Below are 23,821 nucleotides of genomic sequence, written 5' to 3'. Positions count from 1 at the left end.
GACTATGACAACAGCAACTATTTGGATTGTCGACGACGATAGTTCAATCCGCTGGGTTCTCGACAAAGCATTAAAATCACAACAGTTTGAAACGTCTGCATTCAGTGATGCGCATGCCTTATTAAACAAACTCGAATTCGAACAACCAGATATTATTATTTCTGATATTCGCATGCCCAAGATGAGTGGATTAGAGTTAATGGCTAAAGTGCACGCCATTCATCCAGACCTGCCGATCATCATCATGACTGCGCACTCCGATCTCGACAGTGCGGTGAGCGCTTACCAGGCTGGTGCATTTGAGTACCTGCCAAAACCATTTGATATTGATGAAGCAGTTTCCTTAGCCACCCGCGCCGTGACCCACGCCAAAGAGCAAAGCAAAAATCGCCGAAAAAATAATAAAGTGGAACCAGTGCCTGAAATCATTGGTGAAGCACCGGCCATGCAGGAAGTATTCCGTGCTATTGGTCGGTTATCACGTTCATCAATCAGTGTGTTAATTAATGGTGAATCTGGTACGGGTAAAGAGCTTGTCGCACAAGCGTTACACAAACACAGCCCACGCGTAAACAACGAATTCATTGCTTTAAACATGGCAGCTATCCCAAAAGACTTAATTGAATCAGAACTATTTGGCCATGAAAAAGGCGCATTTACCGGTGCCGCTGGTATGCGTAATGGCCGTTTTGAACAAGCCAATGGTGGTACACTATTTTTAGATGAGATCGGTGATATGCCGATTGATATTCAAACCCGACTGCTACGGGTATTGTCGGATGGTCAATTTTACCGTGTCGGTGGTCATTCGCCAGTGAGTGTCGATGTACGTATCATTGCCGCCACGCACCAAAATTTAGAACAGAAAGTGGCGGATGGTAGTTTTCGTGAAGATTTATTTCATCGTTTGAATGTCATTCGTATCCATATTCCGTCACTGAATGAACGTCGTGAAGATATTCCTAAATTGGCCAATCACTTTTTGATCAGTGCGGGTAAAGAACTCGGTGTCGAAACCAAAATACTCAGTAAAGAAGCAGAAACTTACTTAGCCAATCACCACTGGTCCGGTAACGTCCGCCAACTCGAAAATATTTGCCGCTGGTTAACCGTGATGGCAAGCGGCCAAGAAGTGTTTATTGCTGACTTACCACATGAAATTACTGATGAACAACCGACTAAACTCAACAGTCCAGGCAGTACTAAAGATGGCGATTGGCGCAGCCAATTAAAAACCTGGACAGCACAGCAACTCGCGTCAGGACACAGCGACATTCTTGCGGAGGCAATGCCAGATTTTGAGCGTATCATGTTACAGACCGCATTGGAGTATACCCAGGGTCATAAACAAGATGCAGCTAAACTGCTAGGCTGGGGCCGAAATACCCTCACCCGTAAGTTAAAAGAACTCGATATCAATTAATTATATCGTTAATAAATAACCTTAATAGATAGCGTTAATTAGCCCCGTCATCATCTCTCGATTTTACAGCGTGAGCATGCACTGATGATGAGGGCTACTAATCATTCTTATCGCAGTTAATTGACTGCAATTAGCTACTAGTCTGATTCATTCGATGAATCATGGCGTTCAATAATATAATCATGCAATATCAACTCAAGTTCATTGTTAATATCAAAATTTAGCGCCAGCCCTTTGCCATGATTATGTTCATTTTCAATCCGCACCACTCTCGCTTCAACCAAATGAAAACCACGCTGCGGGATCTTTAAATAAAAGCGCAGGTTATCGCCATCCTTTAAATTAAAGTCGATAGACGAAAATTGTTGCGCACTGCACAACATAAACAAACCCGACGTTGAGATATTCATCACCGCACCAAGTAATGTTTCACCTTGAGGGTCGAATATTTTTACCCCTCGCGGATCAGCTAACCGCCAGTAACGTCCTTCACTGCCGTTATGATCAATAATATCCGGTGGTCCTAACTCTTTTAGCTCACCATGAAAACCATCACTTACCAGATATAACGGAAAACGAAACTCTTCCTTTTGATTCGATGTCACCAGTACAATATCGTCAGAGTCAGTCAATCGGCTCAGCATCTGCTTAGATATATGCGATATAAACACATCGTGATGCTCATCATCATCTTGACTATCAATCACTTCCTGTAATAAATTGAGTTCATCTTGGGTTAATACATCGCTAACTTTTTTTGGCATTACATAACCTTTTATGCTTTTGCATACAAATATCCTTATCCGCCATACAAAATTTACCAATAATTGGTACTAAATTTACACTTAATTATACTAATCTTAGTAAACCAGAACTGATTTAACCTTGCAAATATAAAAACCGTAAGCTTGAAGTTAAGACGTAAAATCGAGCGTTAACAAGTCGCTATTTCTATCGCATAACAAGTAGGCCAAGCATGGACGCAAAGCAAGACGCTGTAAATCAAGAAATCAATGTCATCGACACGATAGAAATAGCAGGTGAGTTTATCATGGAGCAACGTCACCGCCATGAACGGCGGCAACGTCAATCAAATCACTGTTCCCGTTACGAGCGTCGTTTGAATAATCGACGTAATGCTCGTAGAAACAAGATTGATATTACAATCTAGTGATGATGGTGATGTGGTTTGGCACTTCTAAAACTATGCGGTACTAATTCCAGCATAAAGCTACGTGCACCACGACGTAAAATACTAATCGCAAATAACACCGTCACAATTACTAAACTGACATAACGCCACCAATCATCTTGCCAATGCGGTGCTAACGTTAACCAAGGCTTAGGCAATTCAGGTACCCAATACATAATCCCCAGACCTAATAACAAGGCGACAGTCACAATAGCCATCACCACCGCGACTGCGATGTGCTTACCTTGATTATCTTTAATGAAGCGATACAAATCGAGGTTAAGTGTTGGTCCAACGAGACTGAAGGCCACAACTGCACCGGGTGATACACCTGCAATTAGCATAATCGCTAATACTGGGGTAATACCCGTGGCACAGAAATGGAAGGGTAATGCAATCATAATAGCGAGCACCACTTGCAACCAAGGTTCTTGCTGTAAGAACTGCCAACCAATTGTCGGGGTAAATGTGGCCGCGGCAATTAATCCAAACAACACCCAAGGCGCGGTGTGATCAATTAAATGGGCAAAACCGTGTTCAAAGGCATGCTTCAAGCGCGATGTTGATTGTTTTAGCTGTTCTGGTGTGGCACTCGTATCGGTGTTTAAATCATGTTTCTTAAACAATACCCCAATCAATAACCCCAGCGTCACGGCTAAAATAATCGCCATCACTAAACGAATACCAACCCATTCAACGCCTAATAACGGCAGTGAAATAAGTAATGCATCAAACCCAAGCACAGGTGATGCCACCAAGAATGAAACGGCTAATGCAGAACCACAACCCGCTTTAATCAATTGTTTATACATACCCGAGGCATCGGGTATGCAAATCGGTAGGGGTAACCCGATCAAGGTCCCTTTCAATGCTCCAGCCACTGAACTTGTACTGCGTAATTGACCAACCATGTTGAACGCTGGTTTCACAAAGTTAATCAGCCACGTCAGGATGTAAGCAACTAATAACGCCGGTGCAGCATGCAACGACAAACTCACGAAGCGTAGTAAGGTCTCTGCCGTTTCACTACCGTGTGCTTGTCCTGCAAGGTCATCATGTCCCGCATGGTCATCGTGTCCCTCATGGTCATCGTGTCCCGCATGGTCATCATGTCCTGCATGGTCATCATGTCCCACATGGTCATCATGTCCTGCGTGGTCATCATGTCCTACATGGTTATCATGTCCCACATGGTCATCATGTCCTGCGTGGTCATCATGTCCCACATGGTCATCATGTCCTGCGTGGTCATCATGTCCTACATGGTTATCCTGTCCTGCATGGTCATCGTGTTCCACATGGTCATCGTGTTCCACATGGTCATCGTGTTCCACATGGTCATCGTGTTCCACATGGTCATCGTGTCCCAAATGGTCATCATGTCCTGCATGGTCATCAACGTGTAACTCAGATGAAACCGCCATTTGTGATATCGTCGTTTGTGATACAACTATCACGTCTTCCGAGTCGTGATCATGTGGCGCATAACCTAGCCAATGTGGCAGTAACACAGCCAGCAAACAAGCAGCGCCAATTAAACTCCCGGTACCAGCGGCAAATTTATCACGTTGCGTTTCTTTCCCGTGATCTTGTTTATACGGCTGGTGAAATACCACATGTAAAATCGAACCCATCACTAACGCTTGGAACCAGATCAACCAGTTACCACTATCATGTGCAATCAGTTCTCCACCTAGCCAAGTACCAGCAACAGTGGCCACTGACATCGCCGTTAATACCGCTAGCGGTAAGGCTCTGCCATAATGCGGACGTAACAGCCACCATACGGTAAGGCCAACGGGAAAACGATGCAGTACCACTCCGATTGCTAATAAATAAGCCGTTTGATCATCTTCAATAGCCAGCGCACCACCATCGGTGAGCGCGTGTAAGACGAGACCGAACACGCCTAATATCAAGGTGACAGAATGGGTTTGTTTGGCGACTTTATGGAATACTTTTTCCACCATACCAGGGCCGAATAAGCCGACTAACATGAGCCCAAGAACGGCAATACCCCCAGTTTCCAGTAACTCAGGCAAGATATGGAATAACACCAACCCGCCAATGGAAACAAAGATAAAACTATCAAAGAAAGCAAAACGATCAGATTTAGAGCCGACAAATTTACATAAATAAGGGCCAAGGAAGAGCGTCGCAATGCTCAGAAATAAAAGTAAAGACATGGTATAAACACGAGGTCAGTAAAACAGGTGTTATAATATAACATAACAGTCGTGACGGATGCCAGCCAGAATTGTTATATTATAACAATTCTGGCTGGCATTGATAAAACATAGTTTAAATCAGCCGTAGAGGAAAATTATTTTACGACTTTAATGTTATGTTTTTCTAATAGATGTACATATTCTAACGACGCATCTTCGTCAGTAATGACCATATCAACCTGCTCGAATTGATATAATGGCGTATTGTGAACTTGACCAAATTTAGAAGAGTCAGTGATAACAATATTTTGTGCACCTTTCTCTAAAATAGCCACACCAACATCAGCACGCATCATATTACGACTGGTAAAGCCAGTATTTGGATGCAGACCATCGATGCCTAAGAAGGCTTTGGTAAAGTGAGTATGTTTGATACAAAGACGCGTCAAGGTACCGACCATGCTTTCACTTTCATGTTGGTAAAGACCACCTAACACGATGATCTTCACATCGGTTTCTTTCATTAAATGGGCAATGTAACTACTTGGTGTAATAATAGTAACATCACTACGTTTACCTAATTCTTTTGCCAGTAATGCATTCGCACTACCGCCTTCAATCATTATGGTTTCACCATGTTCAACAAGGCTTGCTGCACACATTGCCATTTTACGCTTGTGCTCATAATTTACCGTAATACGATGAGACACGTTATCGGTATTATGTGGTGTAGCACCACCATGAACACGACGGATGAACCCTTCTTTTTCTAACTTGTTCAGATCATGACGGATCGTAACCTCTGAAACACCCAGCTTAGTCGACATTTCGCCAACAGAAGCACGTCCCTTTTCATTTACAAGATTAATAATATCAGTATGTCGTTGCTGCATGATTGCTCATATCCCACACAATTTAAGTTACCTATTAAATAGATAGTACCACTTTCACCTGAAAGTCATAAGTACTAATTAAAACTACAAATTGAAAAACTCAAATACATAGCATATCTGAGAGCTTCATCGCTAATACTAAGTTTAGCTTATTGTACCGACCATGTTTTTTCATGCCATGTTTGAATGATATAAGAAATTTCATACCAATCGTGCGCACAAGTAATTTTATCTCTAAACACTTTATTATGCGGTTGTTTTATCATAATACAGTGCTCAATACCGGCATTTTCCGCGTCCACTAAATTGGCATATTTATCATCCACAAAAGCATGGATCTCGTGCGTTTCTTTAATTTTATTTAAGTAAGTCGCTTTTGACTCACCAAATTCAACAAAGAAAATTTCCTGAAATATATTTCCAAAGCAATGATACATATTAGCACGACGCAATGCTTCCACTTGCGGGTCACGACTACACGCGGTAATGCAGAAGATATCATAACCTTCTTGCGTTAATTTTGTCAGGATTCGAGACGCTCCAGGCAACGCGTCCAATGCGCCAAATTGCCAGCTTGATGCAAACTCTTTTAATATTGTAACGTCTTGACCTTCTTTAATACCCAACCATTCGCATAAATCCCATGCCAATGGTTTACCAGTCACTTGTTTATCATATTGATGATTAACAAACTCGCGCAACCGAGAACCAAAATCTAATACCGTATCATCAATATCAATGACTATCGCTTTCATAGGCGTACTTCCATTTTTGTGATCATTTATATCATTAATCGTTATATAAAATAAGATAATGTTATCGAAGAACAATATTACATACATACCAAGGTATGTATATTAATCTTCTATGAAATCAAGTCGCTAATATTAACTTAATAGTCAGAAAGTCGAGAGTACTATTTTCCTTAAAACGACAATAATCATAACCCCCCAGACATTAAAAAGGCACCCTCAGGTGCCTTAATATTAACGCATGTCGAACGACAAAATTAGATCACACGGGAAAACTGTTGCTGACGTGCACGTTGACGTAAATACACATCGAAACACATGCAAATATTGCGGATCAGTAGTTTACCTTTCGGGGCTACTTGTAGCATATTACCTTCAATAATAACCAATTCATCGTTAATGAAGGTTTGTAATAATGCCATGTCTTCAGCAAAGTAAGTGGCAAAATCAAGGTTGAACGTCTCTGCAATTTTGTCCATATCCAGCTCAAAATTACACATCAATTGCTTGATCACAGCACGACGAATAGAGTCATCTTCATTCAAACCAACGCCACGCCATTGCGCATGACCAAGTTCGTCCACTTGCTTATAATATTTTTTCAGCTCTTTTTGGTTTTGCGAATAGGCATTACCAATTTGGCTAATTGATGATACACCTAAACCCAATAAGTCACTTTCACCTTGGGTGGTATAACCTTGGAAATTACGGTGTAATATGCCGTTGCGCTGTGCAACCGCTAACTCATCATCTGGTTTTGCAAAATGATCCATACCGATAAATTGATAACCGTTGTCAGTTAAAAATGCAATCGAATCTTCTAAAATTGCTAAGCGATCAGAAGCTGATGGCATATCTTCTTCTTTCATTTTACGCTGACCAGCAAACAAGCTTGGTAAATGCGCATAATTAAACACAGTTAAACGGGCCGGATCTAAATCAAGCACACGTTCTAAGGTTTTATGAAAGGTTGCTTTGGTTTGATGTGGCAAGCCATAAATTAAATCAATATTGGTCGATTTAAAGCCGAGTTCGTGTGCACGTTTGATGATCGCAAAGATAAATTCTTCATCCTGCTCACGGTTTACTGCAATTTGCACTTTTTTATCAAAATCTTGCACACCAAGACTCAAACGATTAAAGCCAACTTCGGCTAATAAATCGATAGTACTCAGTTCAATTTCACGCGGGTCAACTTCAATCGAAATTTCAGCATCATCATCAAAATTAAAACTGTCACGTAACACATCAATCAAACGTTGAATTTGTGGCTGCGTTAAAAATGTTGGCGTACCACCACCCCAATGTAATTGCGATACATTACGGTTTTTGAAGAATGGTGCTTGTTGCTTGATCTCGGCCTCGAGTACATCAAGGTACTGATCGGCTTTATGTCGATGGCGAGTAATAACCTTGTTACAACCACAGTAATAACAAAGCTTATGGCAGAAAGGAATATGCACATACAATGACAACGGCTTATCTGGCGTCTCGTCGCAAGCAAAGCGAAAGTCTTGATAACCAAAAGTTTCATCAAACTCCAACGCGGTTGGATAAGATGTATATCTTGGACCACTGTAATTATATTTTTCGATCATAGCCTGATCCCAGACTAATTTTTGATTTAGCATATTCATCCCCTAAGACAACTCACGACAGTATGCCGAAAATAAACATCATGCCGCTTGTCTTACATCATAATACTAACGATTAAATCAGTATTAATTAACATTCAAACGTAGTTAAGCGGGCTACGTCTTGTTGCACACGCTCTGCATATTCACCTTCGAAACGAAAACGATCTAAATCAAATTGCATACGCGCTTTTTTTGACAGTTCACTGCGAGCATCCATGATCGGCATGTGTTTTATTTTGTCATAAAACGCATGTAAGTCAGGATATTGCAGAGCCCAGTCCACCGGTTCTGCCGCAGGAATAGCCGCTAGTAACTTACTAATACGAATCGCGCCTTCAGATAGGTCACATTCTTCACGTCCCATTGCTTTGGCAATGATCTGTACACTTTCAGTGATACGGACTTTACGTGCAGCAATGGCTTCGTTTTGTTGATTAAGCTGCTGCACTTGTTTCGCTTTTACACGATACAATAAACGTCCTGCATACATTGATAATGCCAGAATGATCAGGCATCCAATGCCGATTAAAATCATCCAACTTACTTGCATTATTAGCCCTCGTTGTCGTTATTTTTCAACTTTTTTTCTGTTGCTAAGAAACGTTCATACAACTCATCTTCCGATAATTTTTCATGATTAGTTTGCAGTGATTTAGCATCAAGTTCAGCCATCATCGCTTCATCCCACTCATCTTCGTCGTAATCTTCTTCAAACTCTTCGTCATCAGCATAGCCAAGTTCTTCAAGTAAGAATTCATGACGTTCCACACCTTGATCGACATAATCTTGGTCATCACTGTTTAACACTTCATTGTTATCTAAACGTAGTAATAGACCACTTAAGCGTGCATCATTTTCTAGTTTGTCTAGCTCTTGCTCAAACGTTAATACTGGTACAACAGGCTTAATGTCAGCTTTCGGCTGTTTCACTTTAATCATCGCAGGTTGTGCAACTTGTGTCGGTGTCGTTAGCAATTGAATCGGTGCTTTACTGCCGATACGTGGATCACCTGATTTACGTTGGCCACCTGTGCTTTTTTTGCCTTTTTCAGCTTCAGCGATTTTATTACCTGCCGCTAAACCTTTACGCTTTTTTAAACGTTTGTGCTTACGCGCATCTAACGCTTGGGTATTCGTTTCACGCTTTTTGCGATCTGATTTAGCAATAGCCAACGGGCCGCCTGAACGTTCTTTTCTTTTACGAGTCATAGTATTCTCTGTTTTAAATCTGTCTAACAACAAGGTTAACAATAGCTTGTTTACAATTTTGTTGATTAGCGGGTATCGTATTTCGCCTTATTTAAAGATAGTCAATTTACCGATCTTTATTAAGGACATAAGTAGGCAATTCTTTAAGTGAGCGCAGACTACCAAAAAAGCAAGGAAGAAAAAAGATAATTTAGATAAGATGAAAATAAAAAACTCAGCCGAAGCTGAGTTTTTGACGATATTAAAATGAATTCACTAAACAAAAATGATTAGTGAAGACCACCTAGATATTTAGAAATAATTTCCATATCTGCTGGTTTCATTTTATATGCGATATCATGCATCATGCCGTTTAGGTCATTTGCACGTTCTTGGCTACTAAACTTTTCTAGTTGCGCTTTAATATAATCGGCATGTTGGCTAGAGATTTTCGGGAACTTAGCCGTTTCACTACCATTACCACGAGGGCCATGACATGCGGCACAAGCCGTAATGCCACGTTCGATATCGCCACCACGGTATAATAGTTCACCAGCAGCAACCACATCTTCAGGTGTTTCTTCAGGTTTCATGGTTTTAGACGCGTAAAACGCCGCAAGATCCTGGATGTTTTGTTCAGTTAACATTGCCGACATACCCATCATGGTTGGATCATTACGACCCTTTTCTCCACCAGTTTGCATCGCCAGTTGAAAATCTTTCAACTGCTTAACAAGGTACGACGCATTTTGCCCCGCTAACTTAGGATAGATACTGGCTGGACTATTACCATCAGCACCATGACACGCAGCACATGTAGCGGAAATGGCTTCACCCGCAGCTACATCCCCTGCAGCTTGAGCGGTACCCATTAATCCGATTAACATTGCAAAAGATAAGACAAGACTTTTCATAGCATTCCACTTGTTATTTTCAGCTTCCGATCCCATGTCACGGCGTGACATGTTACACTTATTATTATTCTATTTGACTATTTTACACATTTTCAAAAAAAAGTAATCATTTAACACAATTTCAATGAGAGATATTAGATTGGATAACAAAAAGATACACTTCGAAAACGCTGCATTTAGGATTAGTGCGCCAGACATTAGTCACCTAACAGATGATTCGGGCATTGAAATTGCTTTCGCAGGGCGATCTAATGCAGGCAAATCAAGTGCATTGAACACGCTGACACGCCAAAAAAGCTTAGCGAGAACCAGTAAAACGCCTGGCCGTACGCAACTTATCAACGTATTTGAAATCGAAGAGGGTAAACGCCTCATCGATTTACCGGGTTACGGTTTTGCTAAAGTACCTTTTGAAGTAAAGAAAAAATGGCAGAAAGCCTTAGGTGAATACCTACAAAAACGCCAGTCATTAAAAGGCATCGTGGTATTAATGGATATTCGTCACCCATTAAAAGATTTAGATAAACAATTAATTTTGTGGGCGGTCGACTCTGATATCCCGGTGATGGCGCTATTAACCAAAGCAGATAAGTTAAAACAAGGCGTGCGCAGTAAAACCGTTAGAGAAGTAAAAGAAGCGGTAAAAGAATTTGGTGGCGATGTAACAGTAGCACCCTTCTCATCATTGAAAAATACCGGCATCGATGTACTGAAAAACAAACTATGCGAATGGTATGCTTTAGAACCTGCAATTAATATTGCCAGTGACGACGATGAAGCGTTTGACGTCGTTGACGAAGACTAATTCTAACACTGAATTTTAGGCAAAAAAAACGCCTCGTCAAAAAGTGACGTGGCGATGAATAATAAATTCAATTTGAAACAAAAGGTTTGAAATATAATTTCGAACCTCCATACCCTACCCCGCTAATATACGGCAAACTTATTTCCACCGAAAGTAAAATACGTTATTTAGTTACATTTTTTGTGACAGGGCGCACTTGGAGCGTTATTTTATGTATAAAAACAACAAAACCAGCCCTAAGACTGGTTTTAGTTTCATGCTTAAGATAATCATTGAAGTCGATTAGCGCTGCTTTAGCGCTTCATTAGACATTAATGCGCTTCATCCCAGTTATCACCCACACCCGCTTCAGCAAGCAGTGGTACATCTAACGACATTGCCGCCGCCATCAGTTCTTTGATCTTCACAACATAAGCTTCAACATGTTCTTCTTTAATTTCGAAGACTAATTCATCGTGCACCTGCATAAGCATACGAATAGAATTTGTTTCTACAGTCTCCATCCAACCGGCAACATTAATCATCGCTTTTTTGATAATATCAGAGGCTGTACCTTGCATTGGTGCGTTGATCGCAGCGCGCTCTGCCGCCATTTGACTCATTTTATTACGGGCATTAATTTCTGGTAGATATAAACGACGACCCGATAACGTTTCAACATAACCCTTATCTTTAGCTACTTTACGCGTTTCGTCCATGTAAGTTAATACACCTGGGTAACGTTCAAAATAGCGTGTCATGTATTTCTTGGCTTCTTTCTGTGGGATGTTTAACTGACGACCTAAGCCGAATGCACTCATACCATAAATAAGCCCGAAGTTAATCGCTTTGGCACTACGACGTTGATCACTGGTGACGTCATCAAGCTCAACAGAGAATACTTCCGCTGCTGTTGCGCGGTGAATATCTTTACCTTCCGAGAACGCCGTTAGCAGCCCTTTATCTTGTGATAAATGCGCCATAATACGTAATTCAATTTGGCTGTAATCCACAGCGACATATTTATAACCTGTTTCAGGAATAAATGCCTGACGAATACGTCGACCTTCACCCGCACGAACAGGAATGTTCTGTAGATTTGGATCGCTTGATGATAAACGACCTGTCGCAGTAACCGCTTGATGATAAGAGGTATGTACCCGCCCGGTTTTTTCTTCAATCAAGGTTGGTAGTTTATCGGTATAGGTTGATTTTAGTTTACTTAAACTGCGGTACTCTAAAATTATTTTTGGTAATGGATAATTTAGTGCCAGTTCTTGTAATACGTCTTCTGCTGTCGACGCTGCACCTTTTGGCGTTTTCTTAATCACCGGCAATTCCATTTTCACAAATAGAATTTCTTGCAGTTGTTTTGGCGAACTCAGGTTAAATGGTTGCTCGGCAATTTCGTGTGCTTTAGCTTCCAGCTCCAACATACGCGCTCCGAGTTCAACACTTTGCGCATCAAGTTTTGATTTATCAATCAATACACCTTGGCGTTCAACCGACGATAAAATACTCACTAACGGTAATTCAACCTCGTTAAATAACGCCACCAGTGAGGGTTCAGCTTCAATCTTTGGCCACAGCACATTGTGTAATCGCAAGGTAACATCGGCATCTTCTGCTGCATACGCCGACGCTTGCTCTAATTCAATCTGGTTAAAGGTTAATTGTTTTTTACCTTTACCGGCGATCTCTTCAAAACTAATGGTTTTATGACCTAAGTATTTATCCGCTAAGCTGTCCATATCATGGCGCGTGGCAATACTGTTATAAACGTACGATTCAATCATGGTGTCATACGCAATACCCGCTAAGTTAATGCCGTAGTTTGCTAACACTGATTTGTCGTATTTTAAATTTTGGCCAACTTTTTTAGCATTACTGTCTTCAAGCAATGTTTTTAATGACGCTAATACATGGTCTCGATCTAATTGTTCAGGTGCGTCAATGTAGTCATGGGCAACCGGTAAATAAGCGGCTTCGCCTTCTGCAACGGCAAATGACAGACCCACTAACTCAGCTTGTATATAATTAAGACTCGTGGTTTCAGTATCGAACGCAAACAGCTCGGCTTTTTGTAACTTCTCTAACCAGCGATCAAAATCTGCTTGGGTTAAAATCGTTTCATAATTACTGCGATCAATTGTACAAGGGGCTACAACGTCATTACTGTCAGACTCACTTGCCGCTGAATTCGATTTTGCTGCTTTACCCGCATACACATGTTTAGTTGCATCAGCACCACCTAATAACGCCGCTAACCAACGTTTAAAGCCCATCTGCTGGTATAACTCAGCCAATGCATCGGTATCTGTTTCTGAAATTGCCAGATCATCAAGAGTTACACCGGTTTCAACATCGAGTTTGATCGTCGCTAATGCATAAGAAATTTCTGCACTGTCTTTATGTTCGATCATCTTTTTAGCCAGGGTTTTCGAGCCACGGAAACCTAAAGGGGCAATCGCGTCTAAGTTATTGTAGATATCTTTAATACTACCTAACCCCTGTAATAGGCCTAACGCCGTCTTCGCCCCTACACCAGGTACGCCAGGAATATTATCCGACGCATCACCCATGAGCCCGAGCAGATCAATGATCAACTCAGGTGGTACACCAAATTTGTCTTTAACACCCTGTGGATCCAATACCGTATCCGTCATGGTGTTGATCAGCGTGACATTCTCATCAACCAACTGCGCCATATCTTTATCGCCAGTACTGATCAATACAGCACGACCTTCTGCGCTTGCTTGTTTCGCGATCGTACCGATCACGTCATCGGCTTCAACACCCGAAATACAGATCAACGGTAAACCCAGCGCTTTAACAGCTTTATGCACAGGTTCGATCTGACAACGGAGATCATCTGGCATCGGTGGACGATTAGCTTTATATTCTGGGTACATTTCATTTCGGAATGTAGGACCTTTGGCATCAAAGATAACCGCAATATGGCTAGGGTCAAACTGGGTTAATAAGCTCTTTAACATGTTAACGACACCATACACAGCGCCCGTAGCCATACCTTCAGCATTGGTTAAATGCGGCGGTGAATGATAAGCACGAAACAGATACGAAGAGCCATCGACAAGCACAAGGGGATTGCTAGGGATCGTAGACATAAAAATTAAACTCAATGAAATAAATGATGAATAGACTAAGCATGCCACAAGCCGCGAATTCACGCTATGTTGATGATAAAAATATATCTTGAGATCAGATCTTAACCACTCGATCATAGATCTTGATCTAACTGTGGATAACTCTGTTAACAATGACGATCAAAAAAATAGACACGCTGTAAAGATCTTGAAGGCAATGACAAAAATACATTAGTTAACAGTTGCTTACGATAGTAATAAGTAAGATCCAAAGTTATCTAACGATTTTATAATATGTGGAAAAGAATCTTACACCACGGTATTTATGTGTAAAAAGAAGCCATGATGATTAAAAATAATACACTAGGTAAGTATCGAAATGTTTGATTTGAGTTAATAAAGAATGATTTGTTGCAGAAAATAAAAAGCCGGTATTGATCAAACTTCTCTGTTATCGAGGGATAAGAAGTTTGATCTACCGGCCCGAAAAAATTCGGTTTACCCTGCAAGGAGTAATGGATTAAAATTAACCCGGAAGCAATGTGAGCAATGTCTTGTCCTACCGAAATAAATACTAACTTCCTGAAGAACAAGTTAACAATAACGATTCTCATTTGCGTTTGCAAGTGTTTATTTATATAAAGCTAAAATAATTGCAGTTAATCACAAAAATAAAAAAGCCTCATTAAATATCATGTTCAATGACTGAAACACAGAATACCTGACGGCGTAAAGCGATGCGGATAATCGAGAATAGCGCGTTAATACAGAAGCGTTGGAATTATAAAGCAGCAGAAAATAAAAAGCCGGTATCAATCAAACTTCACTTTTATCGAGGGATAAGAAGTTTGATCTACCGGCCCGAAAAAATTCGGTTTACCCTGCAAGGAGTAATGGATTAAAATTAACCCGGAAGCAATGTGAGCAATGTCTTGTCCTACCGAAATAAATACTGACTTCCTGAAGAACAAGTTAATAGTAATCATTCTCATTAACGTTTGCAAGCGTTATTAGCAAAAGAATTGTTTTTATGGGTAAATTTTTTGCGGATAATAAAAATATAACATTTGAAGATAGTAATACTGCGGTGGCCTGGGGATTTGGCTTAGACTATCAGTTTACCGATATTGCTATCACCACTGAAGTTAATGCATTAGGATTTAATTTGGGGATACGAAAAACATTTTAATCAGAGATAACCTGAGGCTATCTCTGATTATGATTATTTGCCTAACTGTTTTTCGACTGACTTAGCGTAACCAGCGAGTACAGTGGCATGTAACGTGGCCGGTATAGCTTGCAAGTGTGCTGCAAATTTAGCCCGTTGCTCTGCAGACACGCTACTTGCCGCTTGTTTATATGCCGCAGTTGCATGTAATTGCTCGGCGGCTAATAAATTAGTCGCATGCAGGTAATAATTCTTATCTATCGTTTTATCGATACGTTCAGCTAATTCATTCGCATCAGCAATATCATCGGCAATGACGTCACCAAAAGTAATATTTACGTGACCTTTAAAACCATTAATACCTTGCACAATACTATCTATGTCTTCAAATTCAGCTTTATTATACTCACCAGTTGTTGCTAATTGACAAAGTTCATTGGCTTTCGCCACATCGTTTGGATCGTATTCATAAGAGATAGTCACTGGCACAATGTTTAATGATTTCATATATTCTGGAAAGCTAATTTTCTGGCCCTTACCATTCATATACATCATTTTTAAAATCGCGGGATCAGTTTGGTCATTGCCATCTTTAGCACGGCCTTCTTTTTGGGCAATCCAAATCGACTGTTGCTCCGTTTGTATTGAATGCGCAATATAACCAGATAATGACTTAAATGCGGCCATCATTTCACGTACACCCTTGGCGGAACGTTTGACGATGAAACTTTTATTTAAGCGCATCAAGTCTGATACAAATTGCTTTTTCAATAAATTATCACCAATCGCAATACGTACGGTATCAAAACCATGGTGATGCAATGCCCAGTTTAAAAATGCCGGATCCATGGCAATATCACGGTGATTGGAAATGAATAAATAATTCTTATCTTTATCCAACTTCTCGGTACCATTAAAGGTAACCTGAGTGGTGGTGTTCGCAATCATTTTTTCCATATAAGCGATCACTTCGTGCTGAATTTCACTCACGCTGGTGATGTTGCGACATTTACCGCGCAGAAGCATGCGGATCATTGGGAATATTACCCAGCTAAAATGCTTGATCAAACGCGGAAACTGGAAATGCGCGATCGCAGTAATAAATTCGTTATCGTTAACTAAGCGTTCAACAACACTTGCTATCTCGTCATCATTAAAAGGACGAATATCATCATATAAACCCACGGCTGTTGCCATTCGGCACCTCAATTGCGTGTAAAATAAAAGCGTAAAACTTCAAACCTGGCGATTATACCTTAAACTACTAATACATTACTGTAATAAAACAAAAAGGCGCTAAACTTTTCACTTGTCGGTGAATTAGTTTAGCGCCTTTCGCCTTCGAGAAAAACTAAGTTGTATTAACTCAATTTTGCAGCGGAGAGTTTGCTGTTATATTCGCTTCGAATGTAATAACACGTGCCAGTTTGGTTAATAACACACCATAAAGAGGTAAGAATATTATCAAACTAATCAGCAGTTTAAAGCCATAATCAACCGTCGCAATTTCAACCCAGTTAGCCGCCATAAACGGATCGGTACTTTGATAAAATGCCACAGCGAAGAAAATAATAGTATCGATTAGATTACCAAATACCGTTGATGATACTGGTGCAAGCCACCATGTTTTTAATTGTCTTAAACGATTAAAAACAACAATATCAAGCGCCTGCCCGAATAAATAAGCCAAAAAGCTTGCCAGCGCGATGCGGCCAACAAAACTATTAAACTCGCTTAAACCAGCGAATCCCTGATAACTACCTTCAAAGAACACCACAGATAACGCATACGAGATCAGCAAGGCCGGTAACATCACTTGCGCAATAATGCGTTTCGCCATGCCAGCACCAAATACACGAATAGTAAGATCGGTCGCTAAAAAGATAAACGGAAAAGTAAATGCTCCCCACGTGGTGTGGAAACCAAATATATTAATTGGCAGTTGGACTAGATAGTTGCTCGCTGTGATCACTAAAATATGAAAACAAGAGAGACAGATCAACGCTTGACGCGTCTGCATTGCAGTTAATTCACGCATAATAAACCTTTTTAGTTAAATTCATGGGGTGAGGGAACCCATGCAAATTGTATCCGCCCTTTTCAAGTGAAAGGAGGCGGACGGGCATTATACAAAAGCTGACCTTGAATTCAATGTAATTATATTTCAGACATAAAAAAGCACTCAAACTGAGTGCTTGGTGTTACTAACTAGAATAACAATTGTAATAATAAAGACGACGAAAACAAGGTAACCACTTTGTTAGGTGTCATGTATTTGTATGTGTTTCTCCACTTCATGACCTAGTCTCTCAAAAAAACCAAGTAACACATCAATGAAGAACTCAATGAAATCCGAACCTATGTTGATATAACGCCCTTCAATTCCAAACAAGTATTCGGAGTTCGTTACAAACTTATTTACTTTTGAATTAGAATCATCAGGGAGTTGTCCCCCGTTATGGACAATAACGTTTCGAACTAAGTTCACGCCTTTAATAACTGGCATCTCAGAACCAAAAGCCGAAAAATCAATCTTAGCAACCTTAGTTAGAAACAACAATGCCCTCTCAACACCTTGACCATTAATATCTTTAATTTTCAAGCTACTACCAATGCTTTCATACAATATTTTACATAGTGAATTTAATTGATGTTCAAAAAAATTGAATATGGTAATTATCAAAGATTCCCTATGAAGGCTTGGATATTTATATTGATTAAGATGAAGATCCCAAGAGTAACTGTCCGTAATATCTTCATGACTTTTTTCCGGATATTTTTCTAATATTTCATTTAATTCATCTTGCAGGTTATCATCTTTCGACTTCCAAATTCCTTCCGTCTGCTTATTAAATAAGGCAAAGCTCATAAGCTCATTTCTTGCCAAGTGGCAATGTACACATAATCCATTTCCAAAGAAATCTACCACTTAAACTCTCCGTTACTTTATCTGCTAAGCTTTGTCATCATTTAGCTGTGTTGAAAAATGAATAACAAGAAATCTAGGAAAAACACTGTTTTTTGGTAGCCGAACTCTGCACGATATCCATCAGAAAAACCATCGACAACTTTCTCAGATACTTTTTTGTAACTACATCAAAAATTTATCATACGGTCGAACAGTCCTCATGCATCAATTGTCGATATCATGAAATATTCGCACTTTTCGCCAGACCATTTAACGTTTTTTTAAATGTTATCACATTAGTCTATTTACTGTTAGAAGTACTAATATTAGGAAAATCAGCAGTAATCTTATAGTAGATACTTTAGATAAATTCTGAATTAATTGGATTAACATTTAACACCTCACTTAGTTGACAGTGAAATATTAAACTTTTGTTTTTAATATTATAAGGAAGGAAACGTAACTAATTTAGTTACAACTTTCCTTATTATGTTTAAATGCATTTGAAACATTCTTTCTGGCTAATTCAATATCCCAGCCAGTAACTACACTCACTAAATTAATAAAATCGTCATTAGTGGATTTTTTAATTGGTTGTTTAGCTCTCTCTGGACATGAAAAAGACCATGCATGGTGAATTTTTTTTACAATACTTTGTGACTTAGCTTTAACAAAAGTACTGTGATATTCAGATTTTGATATTGCTTTAAGGTCTAATTCAGCTAAAAATTCACTAACACTAATTGACTGATAATACTTAATGCCGTTACTTTCAACTTTTATCGGTTCTAAATCGAAATTATCAGTTCCTAATTCAATATTGATATCAACTTTACTATCGTGTCTTTTAATCAATTTAGTTAGTTTATTTGAAATCTCAGATATTTCTTTGAGAAGGTCTCTCAACTCTTTGGAATTAGTTGAGAAATCTAAGTTTAGGTTAATAGAGCTATCTTCATCAATAGGCAAAACACCAAATTCATTTAGTTGATACTCTATATTTTTAATCAAGAAATCTAAGTCATCTTTGGCTAAATCCAAAATGCCCTGAATTTCTATAATTTGATTTTTACTTAATCTATTATTGACCATCAAACTCCCCCGAATATTTAACGCAGCCTAAAGCGATAAGTAATAGTTGGCTAAAATGTGAAGAAAACCAAGCCCACTGTTACGAATCTGACTTTAAGGCCTTGTTAAGTTATGATCTTTATCTATGTTTGCGTTGGGGTTTAGATCTAGCATTAGGATCATCAACATCGTGGGAAGGTAACAGAACAGGGACTGTGAACTGTACTCGACTTGCAACGGAGTTTTTATTACCTTTTTCCCCTCCGATATCACCACCCAAAATACCAGATAAAACTTTTACCTTCGCTCCGCCCTTAGATGAATCCTCAGCTGTAACGGCAATATCAAATGTCACTTGCTGAGCAAAGTTATTGGTTCTATTATCCCAAACCTGATTATCAGCCACATTTTGAACGTTTCTCATCAAACCACCAGGGTTTACGAAACAGTCTAATTCTTGTGTTCTATCTTGAGCGTCTTTTACACCTTCAACAATCGATACTAATGTTTCAGAGATAAACTCTTTGAGATCCATGCCAAGACTCCTTAAGTAACTTAGTGACGTGGTATAGCTAATTTGGTACATGCTAAGAGGTCACATATTGAAGCTCTGAAAAGCCTCCTAGTTGGAGACCAATGTCAATGAACCACTACACCTTGAGGCTTTTGTTATATCAATTTTTCTAACGTATTTTTCCAAACGGTATTTGATAATAAGGTTGTCTTGAAGACTTGGAGGTTTTCGCAACCATCAATATCTTTAATTATTTTTTTGACGGTTTCGACAAGAGGGTCAGGCAACCAAGGACTCAAAACTATGCGGTCAATAATCGATATATCAAAAGGAATTTCCTTTATAACGTGAGTGCTATCGGATTCATAAATTGCCCTATATTCTTCTTCGTCTTTATAAGGGTAGCGCTTAAGAAAAGGAACATCCGACAGAGCCAGTTTACTATCCTGTAGCGCCTTAATTTCCTTGTAGATTACAGGTTTGAACTTAACACCGTCTACGGCATTTAAACACTGCTTCAGTTCACTCTTTTTGTATCTAATACAAACGCCTGAACTGCTGGGAGCGAATACACTCCAATGATGATATGTTTCATACTTAGTCGTGAAACAAAGAGCCAACAAAGTATTTAACTTCTTTTTTTCTTTATATGATGCCATAAAATAAACATCATTATTATCATCCCAACTATTGGGGTTTAACAAAACCATGCGCTTTTTCGAAAGGATGTCTATTAACGCTGTTACATCCGTATAGCGATTAAATATTTCGACTTTATTGCTCATTAATACTCCTATTATGGTAATTGGCTATAATTTTCGAGCGTAGTAACAAAAGCTAAACAGTACTTTGCCTTATTTATTGCCTTATTAGGCATTAACTAACACTCCGATAAAATGAGCTACCGTTTACTTTATTAAACTCAACAAGACTATTGTCTTCAAGCATCCTAGCCAATATTGCAAACAGCCAACCCTTTTTACCATATTGAATATTGTTCTTGGGAACAGAAACAAAATTCAACTCCAGATCATTCCGAATGTCTTTTGCAGGAACCCAACGATCATCAAAGAATTGCTCTTTTTCTTTGATGTATCCCAGAATTTCATCAGCCATTGAATCAATATGACTGTGGATTTTATTTTTTCTTAAAACCATCAATATTCCTTGTTTCAATGCTTAACACCTTATTAAAGGGCGTATTCATGTACCTCATCAACCAAATAAGTTTATCTAGATTGAAAATACGTCATCTCTGAGAATGCAATTGCACCTATTATTTTAATCTCTATTCCATGGTTTTACAGATATTGTATCTACCTAATTTTAAATATATTTTTATCATACACAAGGGGCTGGTGTACTTAGTAGTTCAACAACGCGGGACGGATCTCATTAAAATGGAATAATGCAGTTTAAATACTTGTTGAGTTAATGGCTGAGTGATGGAAAGTATTGATGGGTATGTGTTTTTACTTTTCAAGATGAAAAATCCCGCATTGCAGCGGGACTTTTTACCATCTGATTTTACCTTTCGTATAATCTCGGCCTTGTTGCAGAATGTAATCAAACTTTCGTAACTCGATTATTCCTTTAACGGGAATACCTGTAAGTTCATCAAGGTATTTGGCTGGTTTGGGCATTTTTTGCATCATGATACAAGCGAATTCGCAGTTATCTATAATGGTCTTACTGACTTCCTGACCTCGTTGAAATACGTTTATTGTGTGGATACCGTAAGCGCGCGAGAGCCGCAGTAATTTACCAAAATAACCCGTTGTTTTACCCGCCCCGTACTGCCATATTCCGCCACTTCTTCGTTAATCGTTTTTAATGCTTTTTTATGCCTGCCGTCACCAGCAGCCCAAACAACACGGCAATAGTTATCAAAGGTCATGGGTAACCCACTTGCTAATAAATTTGATAAGACCATGTTTGCTGCTTACCGAAAATTACGCCTTGAAAAGGTGAGCCCTAAAACCGTTAACAATGAGCAGACTTATGTTAGAGCATTATTTAATGAGTTAACTAGATTAGGCGAGTGGACAAAAGGTAATCCAATTGAAGGAGTCAGAATGCTAAAACATAAGCAGTCTGAAATGGGATTTTTGCAGCCTGAGCAAATGACTAGTCTACTCGAAACGTTAGAAAATTCGCATAACAAAGATGCGCTAATTATTACAAAGATATGCTTAAGCACGGGTTGTCGTTGGGGTGAAGCAGCCAATCTTCGCAGTGAACATGTGGTAAAAAATATTGTTACGTTCGTTAGTACCAAAGGTAACAAGCCTCGCTCGGTACCAATATCACCAGCACTATCAAATACAATGCCCAAGCGAACGGGGAAGTTATTCCCGAAAAGCTGTAACGATTCGACTTTTAGAACTGCCATTAAGAACGCCAAGATAAAATTACCCGCAGGTCAAATGACACATGTTTTACGCCATACGTTTGCGAGTCACGTTATGATAAACGGGGGCATTTTTTTGGTACTGCAACGTATTTTAGGCCACGCTTCAATTGTGGATACCATGAAGTATTCACATTTTGCACCTGACCATTTAGAGGATGCGGTTAGGTTAAATCCGTTGGCAGGAATAAATTAACTGTGGTCGTATAACGTAAAATCATGGTCAAACCATAAAACATAAAATACGTCATTTTTACGATACCCAACCATAGGTCTCTTGCCATGATATCTAAATACTAAATAATCGCTCATATCAGGCGTGATGAAACTTGGCTTTGCTGCCTTGATTGATGCAATGGGCATTTTCTCAGAGCCCAATTTATGGCGACCACTTCTGTTTATTTCACGCCACGTTATATCTTTACGGCGAAAAATAGCATCAGCAAATGCACTTTTCCCCTCCTGGTCTAATTTTTGTAGGCAATATTTACTATTTTGTAATCTTTCCAAGGAGAAAACAGGAGGCTTTTCATCGTAATTTACTGTTTCGATTCGGGCTGTAATGCCCTTATTTTTACGATTAACCTTAGGCGGTTTTATCCTTGACATCGCTAATCAACTCGAGTGTCAAAATAACGCTTTAACTCAGTCTTAGTAATAATATTTGCCGACTTTTCATTGTCAATCCATGGCGCTTCTTCATGTGTCATATTTCTTAATTTCCAAGCACTGAATTGGCCGAAAATATCATATACATCATTTAAGTGCTCGCGCTCTTGCTCCGCTAAACACTTTTCAGCATCAAACATGGCGTCAGACACGATATGATTTTTCCCATTGATTTTGTACTTATGATACAAATCAGGAATAACAGGACCATGTGCCCAAGCTTGAATTTCATCATCAAACAAAGGTTTATCAAACAAAGCCAAATAAAAACCTTGTGCGTAATATGTTATTTTTTGCAGCTTTAAATTGGTTATAATGTCATCGTCATCACGATTAGCCAACCCAATTATAAACTCTGCAACATCTGTTACGTTAGCCATTTAATACCCTTACTCAAATCGATTAAATAGCGGTGCTTTTAATCGATTAATTAAATTCTTTCATCTTTATTATAGACATTATATTACATCATACAGTGTCATATAGCACCTATTACGGTGTCGTTTGGATAGGATTAGGTGGTTTAGACCTAAAACCGTGAACTCGATAAATTATTTATATGGATAAAAATGCGACAGACCAAGCGATGCAGTTGTGACTTCTAACGCCAGATAATCAGGTTCTATTACCCCATCAAACTAGTCATAACAATCAGTCTAAAAGTCATTTAGTTGTGTGGTATTTTTGGCGTTACTTTTACAGAGTATTGGCGGCAGATTGGCGGCGGTAATCAGGATTGACACGTATGTGAATAGAGAAGAAAGACAGTAATAAGAATTAACAAGCCTTGACCTATAAGGCTTTACACTGGCTTGAGGGAACCCATCTAAATTGTATCCGCCTTTTTTCAAGTGAAAGTGGCGGACGGGCATTATACCCAAGCCAGATAAGAATGCAAAAACTCATCGCTATCACAGTTTAAAAATAACATAACCGTAACAAAACCATTCACTGATCTGGATCAGTTTATTGGTTTTTTAACTTGCTATCATTACCCATAAATAAGTAACTAATATACTTACT

24 protein-coding genes are annotated in these 23,821 nt (G+C 39.3%); 5 read left to right on the top strand and 19 right to left on the bottom strand.

Going from position 1 to position 23,821, the window contains the following annotated elements; genetic code table 11:
- Window positions 1-4 precede the first annotated feature (4 nt).
- Entirely contained in the window at window positions 5-1,423 is a 1,419-nt protein-coding gene (gene glnG / locus PE36_RS05165) for a nitrogen regulation protein NR(I) (protein WP_006030902.1), read from the top strand.
- A gap of 137 nt (window positions 1,424-1,560) precedes the next feature.
- Here glnG and PE36_RS05160 read toward each other — a convergent pair whose 3' ends face one another.
- Window positions 1,561-2,187: a PilZ domain-containing protein gene (locus tag PE36_RS05160; RefSeq protein ID WP_006030901.1), complete on the bottom strand. Its 627-nt coding sequence runs from the start codon at window positions 2,185-2,187 to the stop codon at window positions 1,561-1,563.
- 212 nt (window positions 2,188-2,399) lie between these two features.
- Between PE36_RS05160 and PE36_RS05155 the strand changes: the two genes are divergently transcribed.
- Window positions 2,400-2,594: a hypothetical protein gene (locus PE36_RS05155; protein WP_006030900.1), complete on the top strand. Its 195-nt coding sequence runs from the start codon at window positions 2,400-2,402 to the stop codon at window positions 2,592-2,594.
- Here the strand turns inward: PE36_RS05155 and PE36_RS05150 are convergent.
- The 7 genes from PE36_RS05150 to PE36_RS05120 all read right to left on the bottom strand — a co-directional run bounded on the left by PE36_RS05150 (window position 2,591) and on the right by PE36_RS05120 (window position 10,167).
- Entirely contained in the window at window positions 2,591-4,801 is a 2,211-nt protein-coding gene (locus tag PE36_RS05150) for a permease (RefSeq protein ID WP_006030899.1), read from the bottom strand. The genes PE36_RS05155 and PE36_RS05150 overlap by 4 nt on opposite strands.
- Before the next feature lie 137 nt (window positions 4,802-4,938).
- Window positions 4,939-5,676, bottom strand: a complete 738-nt coding sequence (locus PE36_RS05145) for a DNA-binding transcriptional regulator YciT (protein WP_006030898.1) — start codon at window positions 5,674-5,676, stop codon at window positions 4,939-4,941.
- 149 nt (window positions 5,677-5,825) lie between these two features.
- The gene (locus PE36_RS05140; RefSeq protein ID WP_006030897.1) at window positions 5,826-6,518 is read right to left on the bottom strand and encodes an HAD family acid phosphatase; all 693 of its coding nucleotides are present in this window, start codon (window positions 6,516-6,518) and stop codon (window positions 5,826-5,828) included.
- A gap of 167 nt (window positions 6,519-6,685) precedes the next feature.
- Window positions 6,686-8,059: an oxygen-independent coproporphyrinogen III oxidase gene (gene hemN, locus PE36_RS05135; RefSeq protein ID WP_043993978.1), complete on the bottom strand. Its 1,374-nt coding sequence runs from the start codon at window positions 8,057-8,059 to the stop codon at window positions 6,686-6,688.
- A 94-nt stretch (window positions 8,060-8,153) separates the two neighbouring features.
- Entirely contained in the window at window positions 8,154-8,615 is a 462-nt protein-coding gene (locus PE36_RS05130) for a DUF2489 domain-containing protein (RefSeq protein WP_006030895.1), read from the bottom strand.
- A gap of 2 nt (window positions 8,616-8,617) precedes the next feature.
- Window positions 8,618-9,274 (bottom strand): Der GTPase-activating protein YihI, encoded by a 657-nt coding sequence (gene yihI, locus PE36_RS05125; protein ID WP_006030894.1) that lies wholly within the window; start codon window positions 9,272-9,274, stop codon window positions 8,618-8,620.
- 269 nt (window positions 9,275-9,543) lie between these two features.
- Window positions 9,544-10,167 (bottom strand): cytochrome c, encoded by a 624-nt coding sequence (locus PE36_RS05120; RefSeq protein ID WP_198138582.1) that lies wholly within the window; start codon window positions 10,165-10,167, stop codon window positions 9,544-9,546.
- A gap of 139 nt (window positions 10,168-10,306) precedes the next feature.
- Here PE36_RS05120 and yihA point away from each other — a divergent pair, with 139 nt between their 5' ends.
- Window positions 10,307-10,972, top strand: a complete 666-nt coding sequence (yihA, locus tag PE36_RS05115) for a ribosome biogenesis GTP-binding protein YihA/YsxC (protein ID WP_052298053.1) — start codon at window positions 10,307-10,309, stop codon at window positions 10,970-10,972.
- Between the two features lie 311 nt (window positions 10,973-11,283).
- On the opposite strand, the gene polA is transcribed toward yihA, so the two are convergent.
- Window positions 11,284-14,079 carry a DNA polymerase I gene (polA, locus tag PE36_RS05110; protein ID WP_006030891.1) on the bottom strand — a complete coding sequence of 932 codons (2,796 nt, stop codon included), beginning with the start codon at window positions 14,077-14,079 and terminating at the stop codon, window positions 11,284-11,286.
- A gap of 1,009 nt (window positions 14,080-15,088) precedes the next feature.
- Here polA and PE36_RS24350 point away from each other — a divergent pair.
- A complete protein-coding gene (locus tag PE36_RS24350; protein ID WP_006030890.1) occupies window positions 15,089-15,247 on the top strand; it encodes a hypothetical protein in 159 nt (52 codons plus the stop codon).
- Window positions 15,248-15,280: 33 nt separating this feature from the next.
- Here the strand turns inward: PE36_RS24350 and PE36_RS05105 are convergent, their stop codons facing one another.
- From PE36_RS05105 to PE36_RS24530, 8 genes are all read right to left on the bottom strand, one after another.
- Entirely contained in the window at window positions 15,281-16,423 is a 1,143-nt protein-coding gene (locus PE36_RS05105; protein ID WP_006030889.1) for a 1-acyl-sn-glycerol-3-phosphate acyltransferase, read from the bottom strand.
- A 169-nt stretch (window positions 16,424-16,592) separates the two neighbouring features.
- Entirely contained in the window at window positions 16,593-17,264 is a 672-nt protein-coding gene (locus PE36_RS05100) for a 7-cyano-7-deazaguanine/7-aminomethyl-7-deazaguanine transporter (RefSeq protein WP_006030888.1), read from the bottom strand.
- Between the two features lie 222 nt (window positions 17,265-17,486).
- Window positions 17,487-18,155, bottom strand: a complete 669-nt coding sequence (locus tag PE36_RS05095) for a hypothetical protein (protein ID WP_043993975.1) — start codon at window positions 18,153-18,155, stop codon at window positions 17,487-17,489.
- A 447-nt stretch (window positions 18,156-18,602) separates the two neighbouring features.
- Window positions 18,603-19,226 (bottom strand): hypothetical protein, encoded by a 624-nt coding sequence (locus tag PE36_RS05090; protein WP_006030886.1) that lies wholly within the window; start codon window positions 19,224-19,226, stop codon window positions 18,603-18,605.
- Window positions 19,227-19,344: 118 nt separating this feature from the next.
- Window positions 19,345-19,740: a hypothetical protein gene (locus tag PE36_RS23670; protein WP_006030885.1), complete on the bottom strand. Its 396-nt coding sequence runs from the start codon at window positions 19,738-19,740 to the stop codon at window positions 19,345-19,347.
- 134 nt (window positions 19,741-19,874) lie between these two features.
- Entirely contained in the window at window positions 19,875-20,504 is a 630-nt protein-coding gene (locus tag PE36_RS05080; RefSeq protein WP_006030884.1) for a DUF2971 domain-containing protein, read from the bottom strand.
- Between the two features lie 91 nt (window positions 20,505-20,595).
- Window positions 20,596-20,895: a hypothetical protein gene (locus PE36_RS05075; RefSeq protein WP_157517760.1), complete on the bottom strand. Its 300-nt coding sequence runs from the start codon at window positions 20,893-20,895 to the stop codon at window positions 20,596-20,598.
- A 544-nt stretch (window positions 20,896-21,439) separates the two neighbouring features.
- A complete protein-coding gene (locus PE36_RS24530; protein ID WP_006030881.1) occupies window positions 21,440-21,616 on the bottom strand; it encodes a hypothetical protein in 177 nt (58 codons plus the stop codon).
- On the opposite strand from PE36_RS24530, the gene PE36_RS05065 reads away from it, so the two are divergent.
- On the top strand, window positions 21,615-22,325 hold the full coding sequence (locus PE36_RS05065) for a tyrosine-type recombinase/integrase (RefSeq protein ID WP_006030880.1): 711 nt from the start codon (window positions 21,615-21,617) through the stop codon (window positions 22,323-22,325). The genes PE36_RS24530 and PE36_RS05065 overlap by 2 nt on opposite strands.
- Here the strand turns inward: PE36_RS05065 and PE36_RS05060 are convergent.
- Window positions 22,322-22,738: a hypothetical protein gene (locus PE36_RS05060; RefSeq protein ID WP_006030879.1), complete on the bottom strand. Its 417-nt coding sequence runs from the start codon at window positions 22,736-22,738 to the stop codon at window positions 22,322-22,324. The two genes, PE36_RS05065 and PE36_RS05060, sit on opposite strands and share 4 nt — an antisense overlap.
- A 2-nt stretch (window positions 22,739-22,740) precedes the next feature.
- Entirely contained in the window at window positions 22,741-23,178 is a 438-nt protein-coding gene (locus PE36_RS05055; protein WP_006030878.1) for a Panacea domain-containing protein, read from the bottom strand.
- Window positions 23,179-23,821 lie beyond the last annotated feature (643 nt).

Source organism: Moritella sp. PE36, assembly GCF_000170855.1.
In the GTDB taxonomy this organism is placed as follows: Bacteria; Pseudomonadota; Gammaproteobacteria; order Enterobacterales; family Moritellaceae; genus Moritella.
This window is presented reverse-complemented; position numbering and strand designations above follow the sequence as displayed.